This window comes from Pseudoalteromonas sp. XI10, from assembly GCF_001469895.1.
GTDB lineage: Bacteria > Pseudomonadota > Gammaproteobacteria > Enterobacterales > Alteromonadaceae > Pseudoalteromonas.
Window position 1 is genome coordinate 185,498 of sequence record NZ_LOPY01000019.1, and the last position, 22,934, is coordinate 208,431.

Consider the following 22,934-nt stretch of genomic DNA (forward strand, 5'->3'; position numbering starts at 1 on the left):
AAACCACGTGAGTGAAATTAATACAAACCAATCGTTTGTCGCCGATGGTTCGCAGCAAAATAAAAACTACCTGCTACCACTGACAGCAATGACAACCCTGTTCTTTTTGTGGGGTTTCATTACAGTTTTAAATGACGTGTTGATCCCGCGCTTAAAAGGGGTATTCGATTTAACCTACACAGAGGCAATGCTGGTTCAGTTTTGTTTCTTTGGTGCTTACTTTATTGTTTCGCTACCTGCGGGTATGTTGGTTAAAAAAATGGGCTACAAAAATGGCGTACTAACCGGCTTAGTCGTGGCATCAATTGGCTGTATGTTATTTTACCCAGCGGTTGTTGTGCATGAGTACTGGTTATTCTTAGGTGCGTTATTTGTTCTAGCAGCAGGTGTTACCGTGTTACAGGTATCTGCTAACCCATATGTTGTAGCGTTAGGCCCTGAAAAAACGGCGTCGTCACGTTTAAATTTAGCTCAAGCACTTAACTCACTAGGTACCACAGTTGGTCCATATGTGGGTGGTATTTTATTCTTTGGTACAGCAGGCACGTTAGCTGCAAACGCAGCAACTGCAGAATCTGTAAAAGTGCCTTACCTTATGCTTGCAGCAGCACTACTGACTATTGCCGTGGTATTTGCCTTCTTTAAATTACCTGTGATTACAGAGCATACAGAAGAGCAAGACTGCAAAGCGAAAGGCCACAGCCTAGCCGAAGCACCTCATTTAATGATGGGTGTTGTAGGTATCTTCTGTTATGTAGGTGCTGAGGTTTCAATTGGTAGCTTCTTAGTCAACTACTTTGGCGAAGAACACATCGCTGGCCTTGAAGAGCATGCGGCTGCAAGCCTAATTGCTTATTACTGGGGCGGTGCAATGGTGGGTCGTTTCATTGGCTCTGCAGCACTGCAAAAAATTGCGCCTTCAAAAGCGTTATTCTTTAATGCCATGATGGTTATTGTATTGCTGTTAGTGACTATTTTCACTGAAGGTGATGTGGCGCTTTACTCTGTACTTGCGATTGGTTTATTTAACTCAATCATGTTCCCGACTATTTTCTCTGTTGCTATTGAAGGTTTAGGCTCACTAACCAGTAAAGGTTCGGGTTGGTTATGTTTAGCAATCGTTGGTGGTGCCTTAGTACCATTAGTACAAGGTGTAGTTGCTGATACAGTAAACATCCAACAAAGCTTCTTTGTACCAGTGATTTGTTATGCATTTATCGCTTGGTATGGCTTAAACGTTGTACGTTTAGCTGATAGCTGGAAAAAACGCATCGGCTAAAAATAACAATTAATAAAAACCCCGCACTGAGTTGCGGGGTTTTTTTGTGCCATTTTTTTGCTATAGCGAACAAAACTAGATGACAGAATGATTTAATGAATACGTATTCAGGGACGGCTTAAGTGATAATTTATAGGAACGTTCCAATTGGTTTTTGCTGCTTTTTTATCAATGCGACTTAAGAAGTGGAATTGGCTGCCGTTAACAAAGTAATTGATTTTCAAAGAAAGCGTACTTTAATAAAAGGAACGTTTTTCTAGTTTTAGCTTAATTTTATAAGACAAAGAGCTTTAAATTTGTTAAATATAAAGAGGCTAACAACGAAAAAAATAACAAACAGGTTTGTCATGCAAAGCACTCTTAAATTTACCACCAAGGTAACTGTGGCTGCATCACTGGTTTTAGTGATAGTGCTCGGTTTATTCACCATTAATAACTTCATCTCTATGCGCAGCCAAACGCAGGAGCAGCTTTCGCTCGTTCTTCAAGAGATTTCTCAGTCAGTGTCGCAAAACATAGCTAACTGGTTAAATGCTAAGTTAGCGATTGTTTCGTCAGTTGCTGATACCTATCAACTTGGTGATAGCAAAGAGCTTACACTTACGCAGCTGAACACAGCCGACAAAGCGGGGAGTTTTAAGAATACCTATATCGGTATCACTGATGGCACCTTTGTATTAAACGACCAATCTGTTGTCTTACCGCCAGACTACGATGCAACAACACGTCCGTGGTACAAGCTTGTTGAAAACAAAACAAACACTGCCTTTACTGCCCCTTATATTGACGTAACCACCAATGAACTGACTATTTCAGCTGTAGCGCCTATGCAAGCAAATGGTGTATTTAGCGGGGTTGCAGGTGCCGACATCGACATGAAAACCATTACTAAAATCGTCAACGAAATTGACTTTTTAGGGTTTGGTTATGGCTTTTTACTAGATAGTGAAGGGCGCATTTTAAGCCACCCAGAAACTAAATTTAACGACAAAAACATGAGTGACTTATTCGGTAAAAGCTTGTCGTTACAATCTGAGTTTGTAGAAGTACAGGTAGGTGGTTTAGACAAATTGGTATCGTTTACCAAAATCAAAGGAATTCAAAACGTTGATTGGTATTTAGGTGTGGTGATCAACGAAGAAATTGCTTATTCATCTGTAGCCTCATTTAGAAATATGGCGGCTATTTACATGCTAATGGGTATAGTGGCGATTGTATTAATGATGCAGTTTTTACTTCGCTATTTAATGCGTCCAATGCAACGCTTAAACGATGCAATTAAAGATATTGCGCAAGGTGAGGGCGATTTAACCCGCCGTCTTGAGGTTGAAAATAATGACGAGTTTGGCGAGCTAAGCCATTACTTTAATGCGTTCATCGAGAAAATTCATACATCAATCGAGCAAGTTAAAAATACCACCGTTGAGCTTGAGCGCTTAGTTGAGAGTTTAGTTAACCAAACTCAAGGCACGCTCGACATGTATGCTGACCAAACAAAACGTACTGATAATGTTGCAACTGCAATCAATGAGTTGACATCGAGTGCGGTAGAAATCTCAAATAGTGCAAGTAATGCGTCAACGTTAGCAACCAGTGCTAACAGCCAATCATTACAAAGCCAATCTGCATTAGCTGACAACTTATCAGCTATTAATGCTTTATCTCGTAATATGGAGCAGGCGCAAAAAACCATTAATAGTTTAGATGCACACACTGTAAGCATTGGCCAAGTCCTTGAAGTGATCAAAGGTGTGAGTGAGCAAACTAACTTGCTAGCACTTAATGCAGCGATAGAGGCAGCACGTGCGGGTGAAGCGGGTCGTGGTTTTGCGGTTGTAGCCGACGAAGTACGTCAACTTGCGCACCGTACACAACAATCAACTCAAGAAATCGAAGACACCATTTCTCAGTTACAACAAGGCTCTGCGTCTGCCGTTGAAGTTATGACGGCCAGTATCCGCGACAGTGAAAAGAGTGTTGAGCAAGCTCATGTAGCAGGCGATAAAATGGCTGAGGTAACCCGTGCCATTGAGTCAATTGATGAGGTGAACCACAGTGTTGCCAATGCCACGACTGAGCAGAATCAAGTGATTCAAAGCCTAGACAGTGACATACACTCAATTAGTGAGCTTTCAAATCAAGGTCAAAGTAATCTTAATAACACCTTGAATGAGTGCACTAAATTGAAAGCCCAGTTCTATGAGCTAGAACAATTGGTACTTAAATTTAAAGTTTAGTTGTTAAGAGACTGCTATTTTGGATCAAAATTGGCTTAATGCCATTACGTTAAACAGTGTCGACACGGCGGATAAACAGCGCCGTGCCTTCACGTTATTTACCATGGCTTTTTTTGCCATCGTATTAATCACTTCGTTAGTGTTATCTAACTATCAAATTTACGCCTTACCGCTCACTATTATGCTAGTGGTGAGCGATATAACTATTGTACTGTGCATGCTCTATTACTTTCGTACCGGCGCGTTGGTGTCTATTAGTTGCATTATTTTATCGATTATCTTGCTGCTCTGTGTGGCTTTGGTGTACACCGGCGGCAAAGAAAACACCGCTTTATATTGGCTTATGTTTTACCCCATTGTGGCTTATGTCACCTTAGGGTTAAAAGTAGGCAGTGTGTTGGTTGGGATTATGTATGCTAGTGCAGTTGCACTGCTGTTTAGCCCCAACTTTGGCCAAGCGCATTACGGGCAAGTTGAAACTTCACGCTTTTTAGCCTCTTTCACTATGGTGATTTTGTTTTCTGGGATCAGTGAATACTTTAGACAAAAAAGCCATCAAAAAATTGCTGACATTACCTTAATAGAAAAACGCGATGCATTAACAGACCCACTAACAGGGCTTGCCAATCGTCGTTACATTTATGAGCATATTCAGCCGCGCCTTGAAGCTGAAGCGGCTAATTACTTACCTATGTCGGTATTATTGATTGATTTAGATAACTTTAAATCACTAAATGATACTTATGGTCATGACTTTGGTGATCAGGCATTAATAGCCTTTACCTCTATGCTGCACGATAAATTACGTGGCACAGATATAAAAGCCCGTTATGGCGGCGAAGAGTTTATTATTTTGCTGCCAAAAGCGGGGCTTAACATTGCCCATGCCGTGGCTGAAAAGCTGCGTAGTTATGTTGCCGAAAAACAGATCCCTTATGATGTGGGGCAGTCTGTGACTATTACGTGCAGCATTGGTATTGCAAGCCTCGAACGAGGCAGTCAATTTAGTAAAGCGATTAAACAAGCAGACGACAACCTCTATAAAGCCAAAGCAAAAGGGCGTAATGTAGTGGTATCTGATTTAACCGAGATAAGCTAAATGGCAAAGCTAATTTATGTATACGACCCGATGTGTAGTTGGTGTTGGGGCTACAGAGAAACCTGGTTAAAACTCCAAGCTGCCCTTGGCGATAAACTGGCTATTGAATATAAAGTGGGTGGCCTTGCGTCTGATTCAGATGAGCCAATGCCTAAAGAGATGCAGCAGTTTTTACAGCAAACATGGCAACGTATTGAACAGCAGCTTGGCACGCCATTTAATCATGAATTTTGGCATACCGCGAAACCGCGTCGCTCTACTTACCCTGCATGCCGTGCTGTGCTTCTTGCAAGGCAGCACAATAAAGAATGTGAAATGCTACACGCCATTCAAAAAGCCTACTACTTAGATGCACAAAATCCATCTGACATCAGCACTCTTGCAAGCCTTGCTGAGCAAATAGGGTTAGAAAAAAACGCATTCATTAACGAAATTGAAAGTGAAAAAATAAATTCGTTACTTTTGGCCGAAATAAACCAAGCCAGAAGCTTACCAATCCAAGGCTTTCCGTCTTTAGTCCTTGAAAATAAAGGCCTCTACGCTGCTATCCCTGTTAATTATCAAGACTGGCAAAGCACTTATCAGCAAATCCTATCCCATATTTAGTTCCCGAAACCCTGCAACTTTTGCCTTATCTTTGCGCAATATAAACTAATTGTTACAGCTGTCATATTTTTGTATTTTTTGCGCAACATGCTTGTCATTTTTCATCGTTATCCTTTCGCACAATAAAACAACCCAACTAGCAAATTAAGCTAACTTAACGAGTAAAGGTGTATGCGATGAAAGGCGTTAAACCACTGATTTTAGCAGGTATTGTAGCGGCATCTGCAGCAGTACATGCAAACGATCTAGATAAAGTAATTGATAAAAGCAGCGAGATAAACAAATCTGCAGCGCAATCACAAACTAAAATCGACAAGATTGCAGATTCAATGCAAGGTCGTTTACAACAATTTAAAGCCCTTAATAAAGAAATTGACGGCTTAACTGTTTATAACGCGCAACTTACTAAGCAATTAAATAACCAAATTGCAGAAATGGACGCGTTAAACGAGTCAATGGATCAGGTATCAGTTATTGAGCGTCAAATTACGCCGTTAATGATGCGCATGATCACAGGTCTTGAGCAATTCGTTGCACTAGACGTGCCTTTCTTAACTGAAGAACGTAGTAAGCGTATTGCATCATTAAAAGAAATGATGGACCGCGCAGACATCACTTCAAGTGAAAAATTCCGCCGCTTACTTGAAGCTTACCAAGTAGAAGTTGATTACGGTCGTACTATCGAAGCGTACACATCATTACTGAATGTAGATGGCCAAGAGCGCGAAGTGGATTTCTTACGCATCGGTCGTTTAGAACTTATTTATTTAACACGCGACGGCAAAAAAGCAGGTAGCTGGGATAAAGAAACAAAATCGTTTGTTGAATTACCAGATTCTGCAATCAGCCAAATCAATAAAGGTTTACGCATTGCTCGTAAGCAACTTGCCCCAGATATGTTAACACTGCCAGTCCACGCTGCTGAATAAGAGGTTTGAGATGAAATTATTGACTAAAATGACAAAAATGGCCGTGTTTGCAGCTGGCCTTGGTTTTGCTGGTAGCAGCCTAGCGGCTGAGCCAATGGATTTAGACTCATTACTAAAAACATTAGAGCAAGGAAAAGCACAGCAAAGCGCCGAAAATAAACAACGTGAACAAGAGTTCATGGCACGTCAAAACGAACAAGTACAAATGCTTAAAGATACACAAGCAAAACGTACTGCAATGCTTAACGAGTCTGAGCGTTTAGAAACTCAGTTTGAAGAAAACGAAGTAAAGCTAGCTAACTTAACAGATACACTTTCTAACCGCATGGGTTCACTTAAAGAGCTATTCGGTGTGTTACAACAAGTAGCGGGTGATTCAAGCAATAAATTCATGACGTCAGTTGTTTCTGCAGAGCTTCCTGGTCGTAGTAACTTCATGGATGAGCTAGCACAAAAAATGGGTTCAACGTCAAAGCTTGCTTCTATCGATGATATAGAAAAAGTATGGTTTGAATTACAACGCGAAATGACTGAGCAAGGTAAAGTATCTCGCTTTACAACAGATGTAATCGTTGAAGGTGGCAGCAAAGCACAAAAAGAAGTGGTGCGTGTTGGTGCATTTAACTTAATCGCAGACGGTAAATACCTTGAGTACACACCGGCTACAAATACAATCAGCCAGCTTACACGTCAGCCTAGCAGCCGCTTCACAGCAACTGCAGCTGATTTACAACAAGCAAACTCAGGTGTTGTACCGTTCGCACTTGACCCTACAGGCGGTTCAATCTTAGGTCTTTTAGTACAAGCACCAGATACTGAAGAGCAAGTTCACCAAGGTGGTACGGTTGGTTACATCATCTTAGGTGTTGGTTTAATCGCTTTACTAATCGCACTTGAGCGTTTTGTATCTCTAATGATTATGGGTAGCAAAATCCGTCGTCAGCTTAAAGATACTGTGGCACGTGATGACAACCCACTTGGTCGTGTAATGAAAGTGAAAGACCAGTACCCAGATGTAGCGTACGACACGCTTGAGCTTAAACTAAGCGAAGCTATCATTCGTGAAATGCCAAAAATTACTCGTAACCTGACGCTAATTAAGATTATCTCTGTGGTAGCACCACTACTTGGTCTACTAGGTACGGTAACCGGTATGATTAACACATTCCAAGCGATTACCTTGTTCGGTACAGGTGACCCTAAACTAATGGCGGGTGGTATTTCTCAGGCACTTGTAACAACGGTACTTGGTCTGGTTGTGGCTATCCCAACAGTATTCTTATACACACTTCTTAACACGCGTTCTAAAAACATGCTGTTGATTTTACAAGAGCAAAGCGCAGGTATCATCGCAGAGCGAAGCGAGAAAGGAGCATAAATCATGGTGCTATTGATTGATGCAATCAATGCTCTACGTGATTTCCTCGACACAGGTGGCCAAGTTCTCTTGGTCATCGGGGTCCTCATCTTCGCTATGTGGTTATTGATACTTGAGCGCTTTATGTACTTCTTTGGTGGCTTTAAACGCTACAAGAAAGACGTAAAAAGCACTTGGAGCAATAGAGCAGAGCGTAACAGCTGGAACGCAGAGCAAATTCGCCAAGCGATGATTTCACGCGCTGGCATGCAACTAAATAATAACCTTGCGCTAATCAACGTAATGGTTGCGTTATGTCCACTTTTAGGTCTGTTAGGTACCGTAACCGGCATGATCGAAGTATTTGATGTAATGGCAATCACAGGCACAGGCAGTGCACGTTCGATGGCATCAGGGGTGTCTAAAGCCACTATCCCAACAATGGCCGGTATGGTGGGTGCACTTTCAGGGGTTTTCGCATCAACGTTTTTACAACGTCGTGCAAAACGCGAAGTGCAATTACTTGAAGACAACATGGTCTTAGACCACTAAACGAATTTTAGGGTGATGTAATCATCACCCACTAGGAGACTAACAATGAGAGCGCCACTAGGTAACTTATTTCAAGAAGACGACGCTGAAGAAATCAACATGACGCCAATGCTAGACGTTGTTTTCATCATGCTTATCTTCTTTATCGTAACAGCATCATTCGTAAAAGAAGCCGGTATTGATGTAAACCGCCCGGAAGCGGCAACGGCAGTGAAAAAAGAGCGTGCCAACATCTTAGTTGCTATTTCTGACAAAGGTGAAATTTGGATCAACAAACGCCAAGTAGATGTTCGTGCAGTACAAGCAAATATCGAGCGCTTAAAAGCTGAAAACCCACAAGGTAGCGTGGTTATTCAAGCTGATAAGAAAGCCACAACCGATGTACTTATTAAAGTAATGGATGCATCGCGTGCTGCAGGCGCATTTGATGTGTCGATTGCTGCGCAAGAAGCATCATAAGGAATGTGAGCGATGCGTTATATAGTTGCATTAATCATCGCTGGTATCGTGACTGTCATGCTGTTTTTAGGCATGCAGGCACTGATCACCGGTGGTGAAGGGGCCATGTCTGAGCCCGTAAAAGGAAACGTACTTGATTTTGTTCGTCTGAAAAAAGAAGAGACAGTGCAAAAGAAAGAACGTAAACCGCAAAAGCCACCAACGCCAAAAGAGCCACCTCCGCCAATGGAATCACCGCAAATGCAAAACAGTGATCCTAACGCGAGCAATGCCAATTTTGACTTTGGTGCCAGTGTTGAAGCCGACGTTAACTTAGCTGGCGGCTTAGCCCTTGAATCAAGCGACGGTGAATACTTACCGATTGTAAAAGTAGCGCCTGTTTATCCGCGCCGAGCTTTATCGCGTGGGATCGAAGGCTATGTGATTGTTGAGTTTACAGTAACCAAGCAAGGCACAGTACGTGACCCGAAAGTTATTAAAGCTGAACCAGAGTCACTGTTTGACCGCGCTGCGATGGATGCAGCACTTAAATTTAAATATAAACCGCGCGTTGTTAACGGTGAAGCTGTTGAAGTAGCGGGCGTACAGAACAAAATTTCTTTCCAAATTAACGGTTAGAAAAGAGGAATGCGATTATGAAACCTTTAAAAGTTGCTGTGATTTGCGCGGCTGCTTTCACAAGCAGCCTTGTAGTCCCAAGCGTTGTTAGCATGTTACCAGGTGTTACACTGGCAACAGCTTACGCTGAGGAGCAAAAAACCAAACGAGTACCTGCACTGCGCGAAAAAGTGTATAGCCAATTAGCACGAGCACAAAAGCTGGCTGATGATGGAGATGCAAAAGCAGGGTTAGAAGCTCTTGATAGTATTCAAGAACGCTCTTCAAGCATGAACTCATATGAAATTGCCATGATGCATAATTTCTACGGTTTTATTTACTACAACGAAAACGACCTTGATAAAGCAATTGCGTCGTTTGAAAAAGTAGTAAACGAAGATGCGATTCCAGAAACATTACGTGTAAGCACCACCTTTAGCTTAGCGCAACTTGCAATGGCTAATAGCGATTACGAAAAGGTAATCAAATATTTAGCACAGTGGGATGTGATTAACGACAAGCCTAAAACAGATGCTTATTACGTATTGAAATCTCAAGCGTATTATCAGCTTAAAGATTACCAAAAAGGCATTGAGAACATTAACCTAGCTATCGCAGAAGCCGACAGCAAAGGTGAGATGCCAAAAGAAAACTGGTTAATCTTACAACGTGCAATGTACTACTCACTTAATCAGTCTGACAAAGTGGTCGAGGTACTTGAGCGTTTAGTTAAGCTTTACAACAAGCCAGAGTACTGGGTTCAGTTAGGTGGCATGTACGGTGAAACGGGCGCAGAGAAAAAGCAATTAGCGATTTTAGAAGCGGCATATCAACAAGGTTTCATGAAATCTAAATCAGATTTACGTCAATTATCACAAGTGTATTTATACAACGGCCTGGCTTTTAAAGCGGCGAACGTGATGAGTAAAGCAATGCAAGACGGTGTCGCTGAAAAATCAGCGAAAAACTATGCCTTTGTTGCAGAAGCAATGGTACAAGCAAAAGAAGCTGAAAAGTCACTTGCTTACTTTGCAAAAGCCGCTGATTTAGTAACGCACGGTCAGTACGAACAACGTATTGCAGAGGTAAGCATTAATCTTGAAAAATACGAAGAAGCAGCGGATGCAGCACGTAAAGCCCTAGATAAAGGCGGCTTAGAGTTTGAATCAAATGTGTATGTTGCCTTAGGTATGGCGCAATACAATTTACAAAACTTTGATGCCTCGATTTTAGCGTTTGAGCAAGCGGAAAAACACAAAAAGTCGCAGCGATTAGCTGAGCAATGGATCAAGTATGTGAAGCGTGAAAAAGTGCACGCCGAAACATTACGTACCGCTTTACTCTAAATCGTATTCAACAGGTAAGCGTACAAAAGAACTAAATTATAATCGCAACACCAAAGCTGCCTTCGGGCGGCTTTTTTCCGTTCCTAAAATTAACTAACCTACTCTTTTTTATATAATTAATATTGTCATTTTATGTTTATTAAAGTGTAACTAGTTTGTCATACAGCTCCCGTAAGGTAGTCGCAGTTTAAAACTCAAGTGACCCAAAAGCATTAAGTTTCAGTGCTTTTTGGTGACTTGAGTTTATGCGCTAACACAATAATTAAATATCTATCTTAACGGAGTGAACAATGAAATTATCTGACTTATTCAAAGTTAGTTTGGTAGCTGCAGCAGTTTCTTTAGCTGGTTGTGGTGGTGATTTAGTCGTTAAAGAAGGCGACACCACTGTCAACGAAGGCGATAACGTCACTAACATCATCGATAACGGTGGGGACAATGGTGATAACGGCGGCGACCAATCAGGTCGTGATGATTCTCAAAACGCAACAACTGGTTTCCCAACTGACATCGAAAATGCCTTAACACAAGGTTTAGCAACAGATGTTTCTTCAGAATTCCCAACGATTACAGATAAACCAGTTTACCGTTTATCAGCAGACACTACATTCACAGCTGATGTAACACTAACAAACGATGCTCACTGGATTTTAAATGGTCGTACAGCTGTAGGTAATGACCGCGCTGATAACGCTGTTTTATATATCCAACAAGGTACTACATTAATCGGTGAATCGGGTGACGACTTCTTGGTTGTTCGTCGTGGTTCACAAATCGAATCAGTAGGTACTGTAAGCCAGCCAATCACAATGACTTCGATTCAAGATGTGACTAATGTTGAGACGTCTATCGGTCAGTGGGGTGGATTAGTTCTTCTTGGTAATGCACCTGCAAACTCATGTGGTGACCAAGAAGGCGAAGCAACTGCAGACGAACTTGCAAACTGTGGTGTTGCTGCAGAAGGTGATGCAGGTCAATTCGGTGGTAACGTTGCAGATGATAACTCAGGTACATTGAAATACTTAGTTGTTAAACATGCAGGTAAAACACTGGGTAATGGTGACGAATTAAACGGTATTTCATTTGCTGGTGTTGGTTCTGCAACAACTGTTGATTACATTCAAGTACACGAAAACTTAGATGATGGTATCGAGTTCTTTGGTGGTACAGTAAACGTAAGTAACGTGGTACTTACAAGCATTGGTGATGACTCACTAGATTGGTCATTTGGTTGGACTGGTACGGCGAAAAACGTATACATTCAACAAGCTGCGAACTTAGGTGACAACGCGATTGAAGCGGATAACTCAGAGTTTGATTCAGACGCTACACCACTGACTAACCCTACAATTGAAAACGTTACAATCGTAGGTGCAGAAGGTAACAATGGTATTCGCCTACGTGCAGGTACTGCAGGTATGCTGAAAAACGTTTTCGTTACAGGCCCTGCAACGTATGAAAACTGTTTACGTGTTGGTTCTGATTCAGTGCCTCGTGCAGAAGATGGCTCTCTAACTATCACTAACTCAATTGTTGCTTGTCAAACTGCTGCGAATAACTTCGGTAGCGAAACAATTAATGGTGGTACTGTACAAGCATGGTTTGAAGGCCAAGACGGTAACCAAACTCTTACACCAGCAGATTTAATGCTAGATGATAATGGTTATATGCCTTTAGCGGGTTCACCATTATTAGCGAATGGTCAAATCGGTGCATTTAGCGCAACAAATAACTGGATGGAAGGTTGGACTGTTGCTATCAATGGCGGTTTCCCAACGGATATTGAAAATGCAATGGCGCAAGGTCTTGCGACAGACGTTTCATCTGAATTCCCACAAATCACTGACAAGCCGGTTTATCGTTTAGCTGAAGATACAACCTTCACTGCAGATGTAACATTAACAAATGACGCTCACTGGATCTTAAATGGTCGTACAGCAGTAGGTGGTGACCGTACTGATAGCGCAACATTATATGTTCAAGCGGGTACTACATTAATTGGTGAAACAGGTGATGACTTCTTAGTTGTTCGTCGTGGCTCACAAATTAACGCAAACGGTAATGCAACAGCACCAATCACTATGACATCTATCCAAGATATGACAGGTGCAGAAACAGGCATCGGTCAATGGGGTGGTTTAGTATTACTTGGTAATGCACCGGCTAACTCATGTGGTGACCAACAAGGTGAAACAACACCTGAAGAGCTAGCAAACTGTGGTGTTGCAGCTGAAGGTGATGCAGGTCAATTCGGTGGTGATGATGCAGAAGACAACTCAGGTGTTGTTCGTTATGTTGTTGTTAAACACGCAGGTAAAACACTGGGTAATGGCGATGAGCTAAATGGTATTTCATTCGCGGGTGTTGGTTCTCAAACAAAAGTTGAATACATCCAGGTTCACCAAAACCTTGACGATGGTATCGAGTTCTTCGGTGGTACTGTTAACGTTCGTAACGTTGTACTAACTGATATTGGTGATGACGCGTTTGACTGGTCATTTGGTTGGACAGGTCGCGCACAGAACGTTTATATCCAACAATCATCTGTTGAAGGTGACAATGCAATTGAAGCAGATAACTCTGAATTCGATTCAAACGCTACACCATTAACTAAGCCATTACTTTCAAACGTAACGATTGTTGGTGCTGACGGTAAAAACGGTGTTCGTCTTCGTGCAGGTACTGCGGGTGTTATCCGTAACATGGTTGTGACAGGCCCTGAAGGTTACAAAAACTGTTTACGTGTAGGTTCTGACTCTGTAGCAAATGCTGAGTCTGGTGAGCTTTCTATCGAGAACTCAGTGGTAGCATGTAGTGCAGACAATAACTTCGGTTCTGAAGCAATCGGTTCTGGTAATGTTCAGTCTTGGTTCGAAGGTCAAACTGGTAACCAAACACTTACTGCAGCGACATTAAACCTTGCTACAGATGGTTTCACACCTAAATCAACCTCGCCATTATTAGGTGCAGGTGTTGATGCGTCAGACCTTGACCCATTCTTCACTAAAACAAGCTACATTGGTGCATTTGACGGTGACAACAACTGGATGGAAGGTTGGACAGTTGCTGTAAACCCTAGCTTCCCTGCTGATATCACAAACGCAATGGAGCAAGGTTTAGCGACTGATGTTTCTGCAAGCTTCCCACAAATTACCGATAAACCAGTTTATCAGTTAGCACAAGATGTTGTTTTCACATCTGACGTGACATTAACTAACGATGCTCACTGGATACTTAAAGGCCGCACAGCAGTGGGTGGTGACCGTACTGATAGCGCAACACTTTATGTTCAATTTGGTACAACGCTAATCGGTGAAAGCGGTGATGACTTCTTAGTTGTTCGTCGTGACTCGAAGATTGAAGCGGTAGGTACAGCAACTCAACCAATCGTTATGACATCAATCCAAGATATGACAGGTGCTGAAACAGGCATTGGTCAATGGGGTGGTGTAGTGCTTCTTGGTAATGCACCAGCGAACTCTTGTGGTGACCAAGTAGGCGAAACAACGGCTGATGAACTAGCAAACTGTGGTGTTGCTGCAGAAGGTGATGCTGGTCAATTCGGTGGTAACCAACCAGAAGATAACTCAGGTACACTTAAGTATGTTGTTGTAAAACAAGCCGGTAAAACACTAGGTAACGGTGATGAGCTTAACGGTATTTCACTTGCAGGTGTTGGTAGCCAAACTGAACTTGATTATATCCACGTTCACGAAAACCTTGATGACGGTGTTGAATTCTTCGGTGGTACTGCAAGCATCAGCCACTTAGTACTGACAAACATTGGTGATGACTCGCTAGATTGGTCATTCGGTTGGACAGGTAATGCACAATACGTATTAATCAAGCAGTCTTCATCTGAAGGTGACAATGCAATTGAAGCTGATAACTCAGAGTTTGATTCAGATGCATCACCTTTAACAACACCTACTATCTCTAACGTAACTATCATCGGTGCAGATGGTTTAAACGGTATCCGTTTACGTGCAGGTACTGCGGGTATGCTGAAAAACGTAGTAGTAACAGGTGGTGAAGGTTATAAAAACTGCTTACGAGTTGGCGCAGATTCAGCACCTCGTGCTGAAGATGGTTCACTTACTATCAGCCACTCAGTAGTTGCATGTGCAACAGATAACAACTTCTCAAGCCAAGCAATTGGTACGGGTAATGTTCAATCTTGGTTCGAAGGCCAAGAAGGTAACTCTATCATGGACGCAGCAATGTTAGGTCTTAGCGACAACGGTTATCAACCAAGTGCAGAATCAGCACTACTTGGTAGCGGTTTCGATGCTTCAAGCCTTAATAGCTTCTTCGACCAAGTAGATTACATCGGTGCAATGGATGCGCAAACAGACTGGACAGCAGGTTGGGTAAAAGTAGGTCTTAACTAAGCCCTTCTAATCCATGGTCGGGGGCAACCCCGGCCAGCTTCTAGTTTTGTTTTCGGAGTATAATAATGAAATCTTTTACCCCCTCTAAACTTGTGCGTTCAAAGATAAACCACGCAGTGCTTGCAGCATTAGTTGGCTTATCAGTGAATACTGCCTATGCAGCAGATGAAGCACAAGAAATTGAAGAAGTGGTTGCTGTAGGACAGCGTTTAAAAGGGAGTGCTGGCGCGGTTCTTCAAGAGCGTCAAAATCAAGCTTTCGTTGCCGATATCATGGGTGCAGAGCAAATCTCTCGTACTGGTGATGGCGATGCTGCATCGGCACTTCGTCGTGTAACAGGTTTGACACTTGTTGATGGCAAGTTCATTTATGTTCGTGGTCTAGGTGAGCGATATTCGAGTACTCAGCTTAATAGCATGTATGTACCAAGTCCTGATCCAACTCGCTCAGTTGTACCGCTTGACTTATTTCCATCAGATATTATTGAAAGTTTAAGTGTTCAAAAATCGTTTTCACCCGATATGCCTGCGCATTTTGGTGGTGGTAACGTAAATATTAGAACTAAATCAATTCCGACTGATTTTTTATTTAAAGTCGATATTGGTACTTCTTATAACACCAATAACAGTGATACAGGCTACTTCTATGAAGGTGGTGATGATGACTGGATGGGGCGTGATGATGGTACTCGTGCGTTACCTAGTGAGTTCATCGATGCCTTTTATGGTGCGGGCCTTGAGGGCGATATCAATACAACACTGGCTGAACGCCAAGCATTGATGTCGGCTCTTGATTGGAACATTTCAGCAACAGAAAAAGATGTTGATCCTGAAATGAGCTTTTCAGTTTCGCTAGGCGATCGCTTTGAAAGTGAAATGGGCACATATGGTGTGTTAGCTGCGGTTTCTTACGAAAATGAGTGGGAAGTAGCACAAGAAAAAAGTGGTACAAACCTCGGTAGCTTAGGATGTGAAGACAAGTGTTTTGCTCAGTATTACGATGGTACATCGACTGAACAAAATGTACGTTGGAGCGGTACCTTCAATATTGGTTATGAGTTTAATTCAAACCATAAAATTGAACTGACTAATATTGCCCTGCATGACATGCGTGACCGCGTTCGTAATCGTAATTTCTATGATGCCAACGAAACGGAAGAAGGTGTACGTGATCTTCGCCGTGTTGATGTTGTGTATGAAGAGCGTGAAATGTTCTCTAGCCAATTAAAAGGGACACACAACTTTATCGACTTTAACAACTTGTTTGTTGATTGGTACGCCGGTACAAGCCGTGCAAACCGTGATGCACCAGGTGGTGTAGACGCTGTTTTTCAACGTAACTACGACGATGGAGTATTTGTTTCTGAGCAATTACAAGACGTTTCAGCAACTAACGTAACACGTGAATTCCAAGTGCTTCATGACGAAGTTGATACCTGGGGTTGGAACATGGGTATGCCATTTTATGGTGAAGGCTATGAGCTTGAGCTAAAAGTGGGTGGCGATTTCTCAGAGAAAACCCGTACAGCAAACAATACTACATTTGGGATTACACACCGCGGTATTTCAGATGATTATTCATTTGGTTCACGTTTAGATGAGATTTTTGCTTACGATAACATCAATAATGATGCTTTCTATGCAAGCTCAACGGGTTCTGGCATTTTTGATGACAGAACAACAGACGGCGATAAATACAGTGCAGCCCATAAGTTAGATGCATATTACTTTATGGCTGATTACTTCCTAGACAACACGTGGCGTATTACCGGTGGTGTTCGTTGGGAAGATTTTGCCCAAGTATCAGTACCATTTAAGGCGCATAGTAACTTATTTGATGCCACAACGGATGAACTCGCTGAAGTAGCAATTAAAGAAGACGATTTTTATCCTTCTTTAGCTGTGACTTATATCATGGATGAAGAAATGCAATTTCGTTTAAATTTAAGCGAAACAACGATTCGCCCTGATATGCGTGATGTAAGTTCTACGTTCTTCGTTGACCCGTTAACAGAGTTCCTAGTTCGTGGTTCACCAACACTACAAAGTTCAAAACTGAAAAATGCTGACTTCCGTTTTGAATGGTATATGGCATCGGGTAATAACCTATCAGTTGCATTGTTCTACAAAGACATTACAAACCCTATTGAAATGGTAGAACTTGCAGGTGTAGGTGGTGCTGCGCCACAGTTATTAACTGCAAACGCTGAATCAGGTGAGTTAACGGGTATTGAAGTTGATTTCTTGACTGACTTTAGCTTTATCAGTGCAGATTGGTCGAGTGTGTTCTTGTCGGGTAACGTTACGCTATCTGATTCAACTGTGAAACTAGGTATTGATGATTCTGACGGCGTTGATTCGTTGTTTGAGCAGCAATTAAAAGATGCACTTGATGCAGATACAGTGTCTAACATTGTTACTAACGATGAGCGCCGTTTAGTGGGTCACTCTGAGTGGGTAGCAAACTTACAGATGGGTTATGACTCTGCTGATGGTTTCCATTCGACATCACTTGTATATAACGTGTTTGGTCCACGTATTATTGTACCGGGTACTCGCGGTAATGAAGATGCTGAAGAAAAGCCATTCCATTCGCTTGATTTAGTTTATTCTTACTTCCCGAACTTCAACACAAAAGTTAAGTTCAAAATTGAAAACATCCTTGGTCAAGATAAAGAAATTGAACAAGAAGGTTTATCGCTTTGGAAGAAAGAAGAAGGCACTAAGTTTAGCTTAGGCTTCAGCTACGAGTTTTAATTAAACTCCCCAAGGAAGGATACAATAATAAATCCTAACGTTGATTTAGCCCTGCAATAGCAGGGCTTTTTTGTCTAATTGCGTGTTATGGTAGTTCTAAGTGTTAAAACAGGGATTAAAAATGGACTTACGGTTAATTATAAATGGTAAAAAAGCGGCTGATGAGCAGCTTCGTGACGCCATTGGTCAATTTCGAACTAGTCAGCAACTTGCGGTGCGAGTTACCTACGAAGGCGGTGACATTGAGCGCTTTATCAATGAAGCCGTGGCAGAGAGTGTAAAACGTGTTGTAGTAGCTGGTGGTGATGGCACCGTTAATGAAGCCGTTAATGCATTAATGAAACTGGAAGAGTCAAAGCGTTTAGAGCTTGCAATTTTACCTATGGGTACAGCGAATGATTTTGCTACAGCTGCTAATATTCCTCACGGGTACTTGCCAGCACTGAAACTTGCCGCAGATGGTCAGCCGCATGCAATTGATACCGTAGAGGTTGATAAGCGTTATTTTGTGAATGTAGCCAGTGCTGGCTTTGGGGCAAAAATTACCGCAACCACACCGCCTGCACTCAAAAACTTACTCGGTGGTGGAGCGTATACTTTGGCTGGGCTTGTACAAGCGCTGAGTTTTGTACCTTACAGTGGCGAGTTAACGCTGCCTGATGGTGAACGTACTTCGGGGGATATTATTGCCGCTGCCGTATGTAATGGCCGCCAAGCGGGCGGTGGCCAGCCACTTGCGCCACATGCGTACATAAATGATGGCTTGGTTGATTTAGTGGCGTTTACATCATTTGCAATTTCAGATGTACCAGCGGTTATCGAAGAGCTAAGTAACTATCCTAATTCATCACAACAATGGGTAAAACGCTTTCAAGTGCCTTGGCTTGAATGGCAAACACAAACAGAAATGCCAATAAACTTAGATGGCGAGCCAATCACCTCAAAACAACAGCGTTTTGAAGTGCACGCTGGCGCGCTAAATATGGTGCTACCAGACGCTTGCCCAATGCTAAGATGAAAAATTTTGATGTTACTCGGTTTGCGCTGGTTTTGCTTTGGCCGCAATGCTAGATTACTCCTGTAAAAATTAAATTCTCACGCAATGGACTTTAATTTTTAACAGTTTAGGTAATTTGAATGAATCAAACAGTGGAACAAACAATGAAAAAAGTAGGATTAGTCGGTTGGCGGGGCATGGTTGGCTCTGTGTTATTAGAACGTATGCAGCAAGAAAATGATTTTTCTAATATCGACACGACTTTTTTCACCACCTCACAAACCGGTCAATTAGGCCCTGATCTTGCTGGCCCAGCTAAACCGCTTTTAGATGCTAATGATATCGCTGAGCTTTCGAAGATGGACATTATTGTCACTTGCCAAGGCGGTGACTATACCAAAGCCGTTTACCCGCAATTACGCGAATCAGGTTGGCAAGGTTACTGGATTGATGCGGCATCGGCACTACGTATGAGTGACGACAGTATTATTGTGCTAGACCCGGTAAACAAAGATGTTATCAGTGCAGGCTTAGAGCAAGGTGTTAAAACCTATGTGGGCGGAAACTGTACCGTATCACTTATGCTATTAGCCCTAGGCGGTTTATTTGAACAAGACTTGATTGAATGGGTAAGCCCAATGACATATCAAGCGGCTTCTGGTGCAGGCGCACGCAACATGAAAGAGTTAATTGCGCAAATGGGTGCAATTCACGAAACAGTGGCAGACAAGCTTGCAGATCCAAATGCTGCGATTCTTGAGATTGATAAGTTAGTCACCGAAAAAATTGCCTCAAGCGATTTACCACAAGACCAGTTTGGTGTGCCTTTAGCTGGTAGCCTTATCCCTTGGATTGATGTACCAATGCCAAGTGGTCAAAGTAAAGAAGAGTGGAAAGCGCAAGTTGAAGCGAACAAAATTTTAGGTAGCAGCGAACAACCTGTACCCGTTGATGGCTTATGTGTTCGCATTGGCGCAATGCGTTGTCACTCACAAGCAATGACAATTAAGCTGCGCAAAGACATTAGCGTTGAGCAAATTGAAGAAATTCTTGCTTCTCACAATGAGTGGGTCAAAGTGATCCCGAATGATCGCGATATTACCGCTACAGATTTAACCCCTGTAAAAGTAACTGGCACGCTGTCTATTCCGGTAGGTCGTATTCGTAAATTAGCGATGGGACCAGAATACATCAGTGCATTTACAGTGGGTGACCAACTGTTATGGGGTGCAGCAGAGCCACTTCGTCGTATGTTACGCATTATTGTTGATGGCCAACAATAATCACACAACTCAATATTAAGGCTAGCATTTTGCTGGCCTTTTTTAGCACTAAAGGAAAGTAATGCACACCCCTAATAAATGGAAAATGACACCAGAGCGAGTGTCGCAGTTCATTAAAACCTACAGCTTTGCACTGATGGTTGATAGTGAGTTTGAGGCAACTCATTTACCTTTAGTTTATAAGCCCGATGAGGGCGAGTTTGGTACTTTATATGGTCATGTGTCACGGGCTAATAGTCACGGCAAAAGCTTGCAAGGTACCAGTGTATTAGTGGTTTTTAACGGCCCGCATAGTTATATATCACCCACTTGGTATAGCGAGAAGCCTGCTGTATCGACATGGAACTACGCTGCGGTGCATGCCAAGGGCACAGTAGAATACCTCGATGATGATCACACCTTAGCTTGTCTTGATGAGTTAATTAGCCAATACGAGCCGAGTATTTTAAACGACACCAGTTTATTGCCAGCTGATTATCAAGCCAAGTTACTCCGTGGCATTGTTGGTATTAAAATCGAACTTGATTCAATTCAGGCAAAAGAAAAGTTAGGCCAGCATAAATCGGCAGCGGATCAACAAGGTGTTGTAACAGGGTTAAAATCAGATAAACACCCAGATGCCCAAGCTTTACTCAGCTATATGCTTAAACATGAAGTAGGAATAGGCAGCTAATTTGCATCCCGCAAATGCTGCCAATTGGTTGGAAAGTACCTAGCATGGCTTTGTTAAAAGCATGTTAATTACTAATGTTAAAGTTAGTACATTCCATGTGTCTGTCAACTAAATGTCATATTTAGAGAAGGTAAGTTTCAAGTTAAGGCAATCTAAGAAGGTATGTAAAATTCAATGATTTTATTTATCCTAATCTACTTTGCTCCGAAAAAATAAACACTTAATTATTTGCCGAACTTCCAAGGCCTCACTATATTTTCTTAAGTGCTTAGTTGGAAGTTGGCTATGAACATTTCAAAAAAATTAAAACTCGCCTTTGCGTCAGCCATTGCGCTGCCGCTTATCATCATTGCTGTGCTTGTAATTACACAAACAAGACAGCAGGCACTCGATAGTTTTGCCGAGCTTAGTGAAAGAGAAGCGAGACAAGTCGATAATGGTATCAGTATGTTTTTTGCAGAAATCGAGAAAAACGTCGATTACCTTGCCTCCCATGCCGCTATATTAGACGCCAAGCAAGGTGTTAAAACCCATATGCAGTCACCTAGTGCAGAAAAGCTTGATCATTTAAGTGGCAGCAGCACCGAACAAAACGCCTTTAGTTTGTTTGATCACTTTGGCGCCACCCACCCGGGACTTGCATATATTTATATGGGTAATGAGCAAGGCGGTTATATTCAATGGCCAGAGGGTGAAGTTACAGCGAATTATGATCCAAGAGTGAGGCCTTGGTACGAAACAGGCAAAGCAGCAGATGGTAAAACGGTAAGAACCAATGCCTACTATTGGGCAGCCGATGACATGGTCATTGTTTCTACTGTTAAAGCGATTAAACAAGCGGGGGAGTTTATTGGTGTGCAGGGCATGGATGTATCATTGCAGGGCCTTACCGATATTATTGCGAACATTAAACTTGGTGAAACTGGCTATTTAATGTTGATCGAAGATAGTGGCAATGTACTCGTTGACGTTAAAAATGCTGATTACAGGTTTAAGCAGCTAGCACAAGTCAATAACGGAAAATACAAACAGCTCGCTGAGAATAATCAGGGTCAATTTGAAATTGACATTAATGGCAAAGATTACTTAGCGAATATTTACACCTCGCAAAAACTAGGCTGGAAATTTATAGGTTTAGTTGAAAAATCTGAAGTGATGAGTGCCGCAAACGCAATGACGATTACCATTTTAGTCATCAGTGCAATTCTGATTGCTGTATTCATTCTAGTAGCTAGCTATATTTCTAAATTAATTTCTGCTCCTATTGTTGAAGTAAGTGATGGTCTTACCGAGATATCACAAGGTGGTGGTGATTTAACGAAACGGTTAGTGATTAAAACACGCGATGAAACTGCCAAACTGGCTAACAGTTTTAATTTATTTTTGAATTTAATATCGGATTTAGTCACGCAAATTAATGATTGTGCTCAAAACGTAAGTGATACCTCAGCGCAAACATCATCACAGGCGGGGCAATTATCTGGCTCAACATCACAGCAACAACAAGCTCTTGAAATGGCGGCCACTGCGATTAATGAAATGGCAGCGACTGCTAATGAAGTCTCTGCCAGTTGTGCCAATGCAGCCGAACTTGCATCGCAAACACAGCAGGCCTCTGAGCTTGGGCAAAGTGTTATATCTGAAACGGTTGATAGTGTTGTGTCTTTGTCTGAGGTGATCACCAAAGCAACCCAAGATATAAACCAACTCGACGCTGAAAGCGAAAACATCATGTCGATATTAAGCGTGATAAGAGGCATTGCAGAGCAAACCAATTTGTTAGCCTTAAATGCAGCAATTGAAGCGGCGAGGGCAGGCGAGCATGGTCGAGGTTTTGCGGTTGTTGCAGATGAGGTGCGTGCGTTATCACAAAGGACCTCAGAATCGACAGAAGAAATAGCAAGTCAGTTAGATACTTTACGTAAAATGTCTGATCAAGTGTCTAAAGAAATGACAACCAGCTTAAACCGTACAAATAAAACGGTTGATTTAGCTCATTCAGCACAGCAACAATTTAGCGAAATAACTGCGTCTATCGTTAATATTAGCGATTTAAATACACAAATTGCTACCGCAGCCGAAGAGCAACAGCATGTAGCAGAAGACATTAACCGCAATGTTGTTGAAATAAAAAATGCGGCTGATGATGTAAGCGAAATTGCCGATAGTGCAAGAGGCAATGGAGAGAAACTAAACCTGTTATCGAATACTCTGACTGATTTAGTGGGTAAGTTTAAGGTGTAAGTGAGGCATTATTGAACCTTTGTTGTTATTTGATGTTAAGCAGGTTTACAAGCTGGATCAATTTATCAAAAAATAATTACCCGTTTTAGGTTCTAGGACTTGATTTGATAATACAATATGATTAAGTTT

General features: G+C 42.1%; 16 protein-coding genes. All 16 read left to right on the forward strand.

All coding sequences use genetic code 11. From position 1 onward, the window contains the following. Positions 1-7: 7 nt before the first annotated feature. The 16 genes from fucP to AUR67_RS04020 all read left to right on the forward strand — a co-directional run bounded on the left by fucP (position 8) and on the right by AUR67_RS04020 (position 22,805). Positions 8-1,279: an L-fucose:H+ symporter permease gene (fucP, locus tag AUR67_RS03945; RefSeq protein WP_058584206.1), complete on the forward strand. Its 1,272-nt coding sequence runs from the start codon at positions 8-10 to the stop codon at positions 1,277-1,279. A 347-nt stretch (positions 1,280-1,626) separates the two neighbouring features. Next, a complete protein-coding gene (locus AUR67_RS03950) occupies positions 1,627-3,516 on the forward strand; it encodes a methyl-accepting chemotaxis protein (RefSeq protein ID WP_058584207.1) in 1,890 nt (629 codons plus the stop codon). A 19-nt stretch (positions 3,517-3,535) separates the two neighbouring features. Next, positions 3,536-4,615: a diguanylate cyclase gene (locus AUR67_RS03955; RefSeq protein ID WP_235591784.1), complete on the forward strand. Its 1,080-nt coding sequence runs from the start codon at positions 3,536-3,538 to the stop codon at positions 4,613-4,615. Continuing rightward, positions 4,616-5,221, forward strand: coding sequence for a DsbA family protein (locus AUR67_RS03960; RefSeq protein ID WP_058584209.1), 606 nt, complete (start codon positions 4,616-4,618; stop codon positions 5,219-5,221). A gap of 176 nt (positions 5,222-5,397) precedes the next feature. Continuing rightward, entirely contained in the window at positions 5,398-6,150 is a 753-nt protein-coding gene (locus AUR67_RS03965) for a DUF3450 domain-containing protein (RefSeq protein WP_054552068.1), read from the forward strand. 10 nt (positions 6,151-6,160) lie between these two features. Continuing rightward, positions 6,161-7,528, forward strand: coding sequence for a MotA/TolQ/ExbB proton channel family protein (locus AUR67_RS03970; protein WP_058584210.1), 1,368 nt, complete (start codon positions 6,161-6,163; stop codon positions 7,526-7,528). 3 nt (positions 7,529-7,531) lie between these two features. After that, positions 7,532-8,059, forward strand: a complete 528-nt coding sequence (locus AUR67_RS03975; RefSeq protein ID WP_054552070.1) for a MotA/TolQ/ExbB proton channel family protein — start codon at positions 7,532-7,534, stop codon at positions 8,057-8,059. Between the two features lie 45 nt (positions 8,060-8,104). After that, positions 8,105-8,518 carry an ExbD/TolR family protein gene (locus tag AUR67_RS03980; RefSeq protein WP_036971869.1) on the forward strand — a complete coding sequence of 138 codons (414 nt, stop codon included), beginning with the start codon at positions 8,105-8,107 and terminating at the stop codon, positions 8,516-8,518. A 12-nt stretch (positions 8,519-8,530) separates the two neighbouring features. Next, positions 8,531-9,136, forward strand: coding sequence for an energy transducer TonB (locus tag AUR67_RS03985; RefSeq protein WP_054552071.1), 606 nt, complete (start codon positions 8,531-8,533; stop codon positions 9,134-9,136). A 17-nt stretch (positions 9,137-9,153) separates the two neighbouring features. Continuing rightward, positions 9,154-10,461: a tetratricopeptide repeat protein gene (locus AUR67_RS03990; RefSeq protein ID WP_058584211.1), complete on the forward strand. Its 1,308-nt coding sequence runs from the start codon at positions 9,154-9,156 to the stop codon at positions 10,459-10,461. Positions 10,462-10,751: 290 nt separating this feature from the next. Beyond that, positions 10,752-14,852: a hypothetical protein gene (locus AUR67_RS03995; RefSeq protein ID WP_058584212.1), complete on the forward strand. Its 4,101-nt coding sequence runs from the start codon at positions 10,752-10,754 to the stop codon at positions 14,850-14,852. 65 nt (positions 14,853-14,917) lie between these two features. Then, positions 14,918-17,608, forward strand: coding sequence for a TonB-dependent receptor domain-containing protein (locus tag AUR67_RS04000; protein ID WP_058584213.1), 2,691 nt, complete (start codon positions 14,918-14,920; stop codon positions 17,606-17,608). A gap of 121 nt (positions 17,609-17,729) precedes the next feature. Next, entirely contained in the window at positions 17,730-18,626 is an 897-nt protein-coding gene (gene yegS / locus AUR67_RS04005) for a lipid kinase YegS (protein WP_058584214.1), read from the forward strand. 119 nt (positions 18,627-18,745) lie between these two features. Next, the gene (gene asd, locus AUR67_RS04010; RefSeq protein WP_058584215.1) at positions 18,746-19,888 is read left to right on the forward strand and encodes an aspartate-semialdehyde dehydrogenase; all 1,143 of its coding nucleotides are present in this window, start codon (positions 18,746-18,748) and stop codon (positions 19,886-19,888) included. Between the two features lie 61 nt (positions 19,889-19,949). After that, positions 19,950-20,561 (forward strand): FMN-binding negative transcriptional regulator, encoded by a 612-nt coding sequence (locus tag AUR67_RS04015; protein WP_058584216.1) that lies wholly within the window; start codon positions 19,950-19,952, stop codon positions 20,559-20,561. Positions 20,562-20,846: 285 nt separating this feature from the next. Further along, entirely contained in the window at positions 20,847-22,805 is a 1,959-nt protein-coding gene (locus AUR67_RS04020; protein ID WP_058584217.1) for a methyl-accepting chemotaxis protein, read from the forward strand. The last annotated feature ends 129 nt before the right edge of the window (positions 22,806-22,934 follow it).

Coding starts and splice junctions, on each gene's coding strand:
- AUR67_RS03970 (WP_058584210.1), top strand. CDS start 6,161: ATGAAATTATTGACTAAAATGACAAAAATGGCCGTGTTTGCAGCTGGC.
- AUR67_RS03950 (WP_058584207.1), top strand. CDS start 1,627: ATGCAAAGCACTCTTAAATTTACCACCAAGGTAACTGTGGCTGCATCA.
- AUR67_RS03980 (WP_036971869.1), top strand. CDS start 8,105: ATGAGAGCGCCACTAGGTAACTTATTTCAAGAAGACGACGCTGAAGAA.
- AUR67_RS03965 (WP_054552068.1), top strand. CDS start 5,398: ATGAAAGGCGTTAAACCACTGATTTTAGCAGGTATTGTAGCGGCATCT.
- yegS (WP_058584214.1), top strand. CDS start 17,730: ATGGACTTACGGTTAATTATAAATGGTAAAAAAGCGGCTGATGAGCAG.
- AUR67_RS03960 (WP_058584209.1), top strand. CDS start 4,616: ATGGCAAAGCTAATTTATGTATACGACCCGATGTGTAGTTGGTGTTGG.
- AUR67_RS03990 (WP_058584211.1), top strand. CDS start 9,154: ATGAAACCTTTAAAAGTTGCTGTGATTTGCGCGGCTGCTTTCACAAGC.
- AUR67_RS03975 (WP_054552070.1), top strand. CDS start 7,532: ATGGTGCTATTGATTGATGCAATCAATGCTCTACGTGATTTCCTCGAC.
- AUR67_RS04000 (WP_058584213.1), top strand. CDS start 14,918: ATGAAATCTTTTACCCCCTCTAAACTTGTGCGTTCAAAGATAAACCAC.
- AUR67_RS04015 (WP_058584216.1), top strand. CDS start 19,950: ATGCACACCCCTAATAAATGGAAAATGACACCAGAGCGAGTGTCGCAG.
- asd (WP_058584215.1), top strand. CDS start 18,746: ATGAATCAAACAGTGGAACAAACAATGAAAAAAGTAGGATTAGTCGGT.
- AUR67_RS04020 (WP_058584217.1), top strand. CDS start 20,847: ATGAACATTTCAAAAAAATTAAAACTCGCCTTTGCGTCAGCCATTGCG.
- AUR67_RS03995 (WP_058584212.1), top strand. CDS start 10,752: ATGAAATTATCTGACTTATTCAAAGTTAGTTTGGTAGCTGCAGCAGTT.
- AUR67_RS03985 (WP_054552071.1), top strand. CDS start 8,531: ATGCGTTATATAGTTGCATTAATCATCGCTGGTATCGTGACTGTCATG.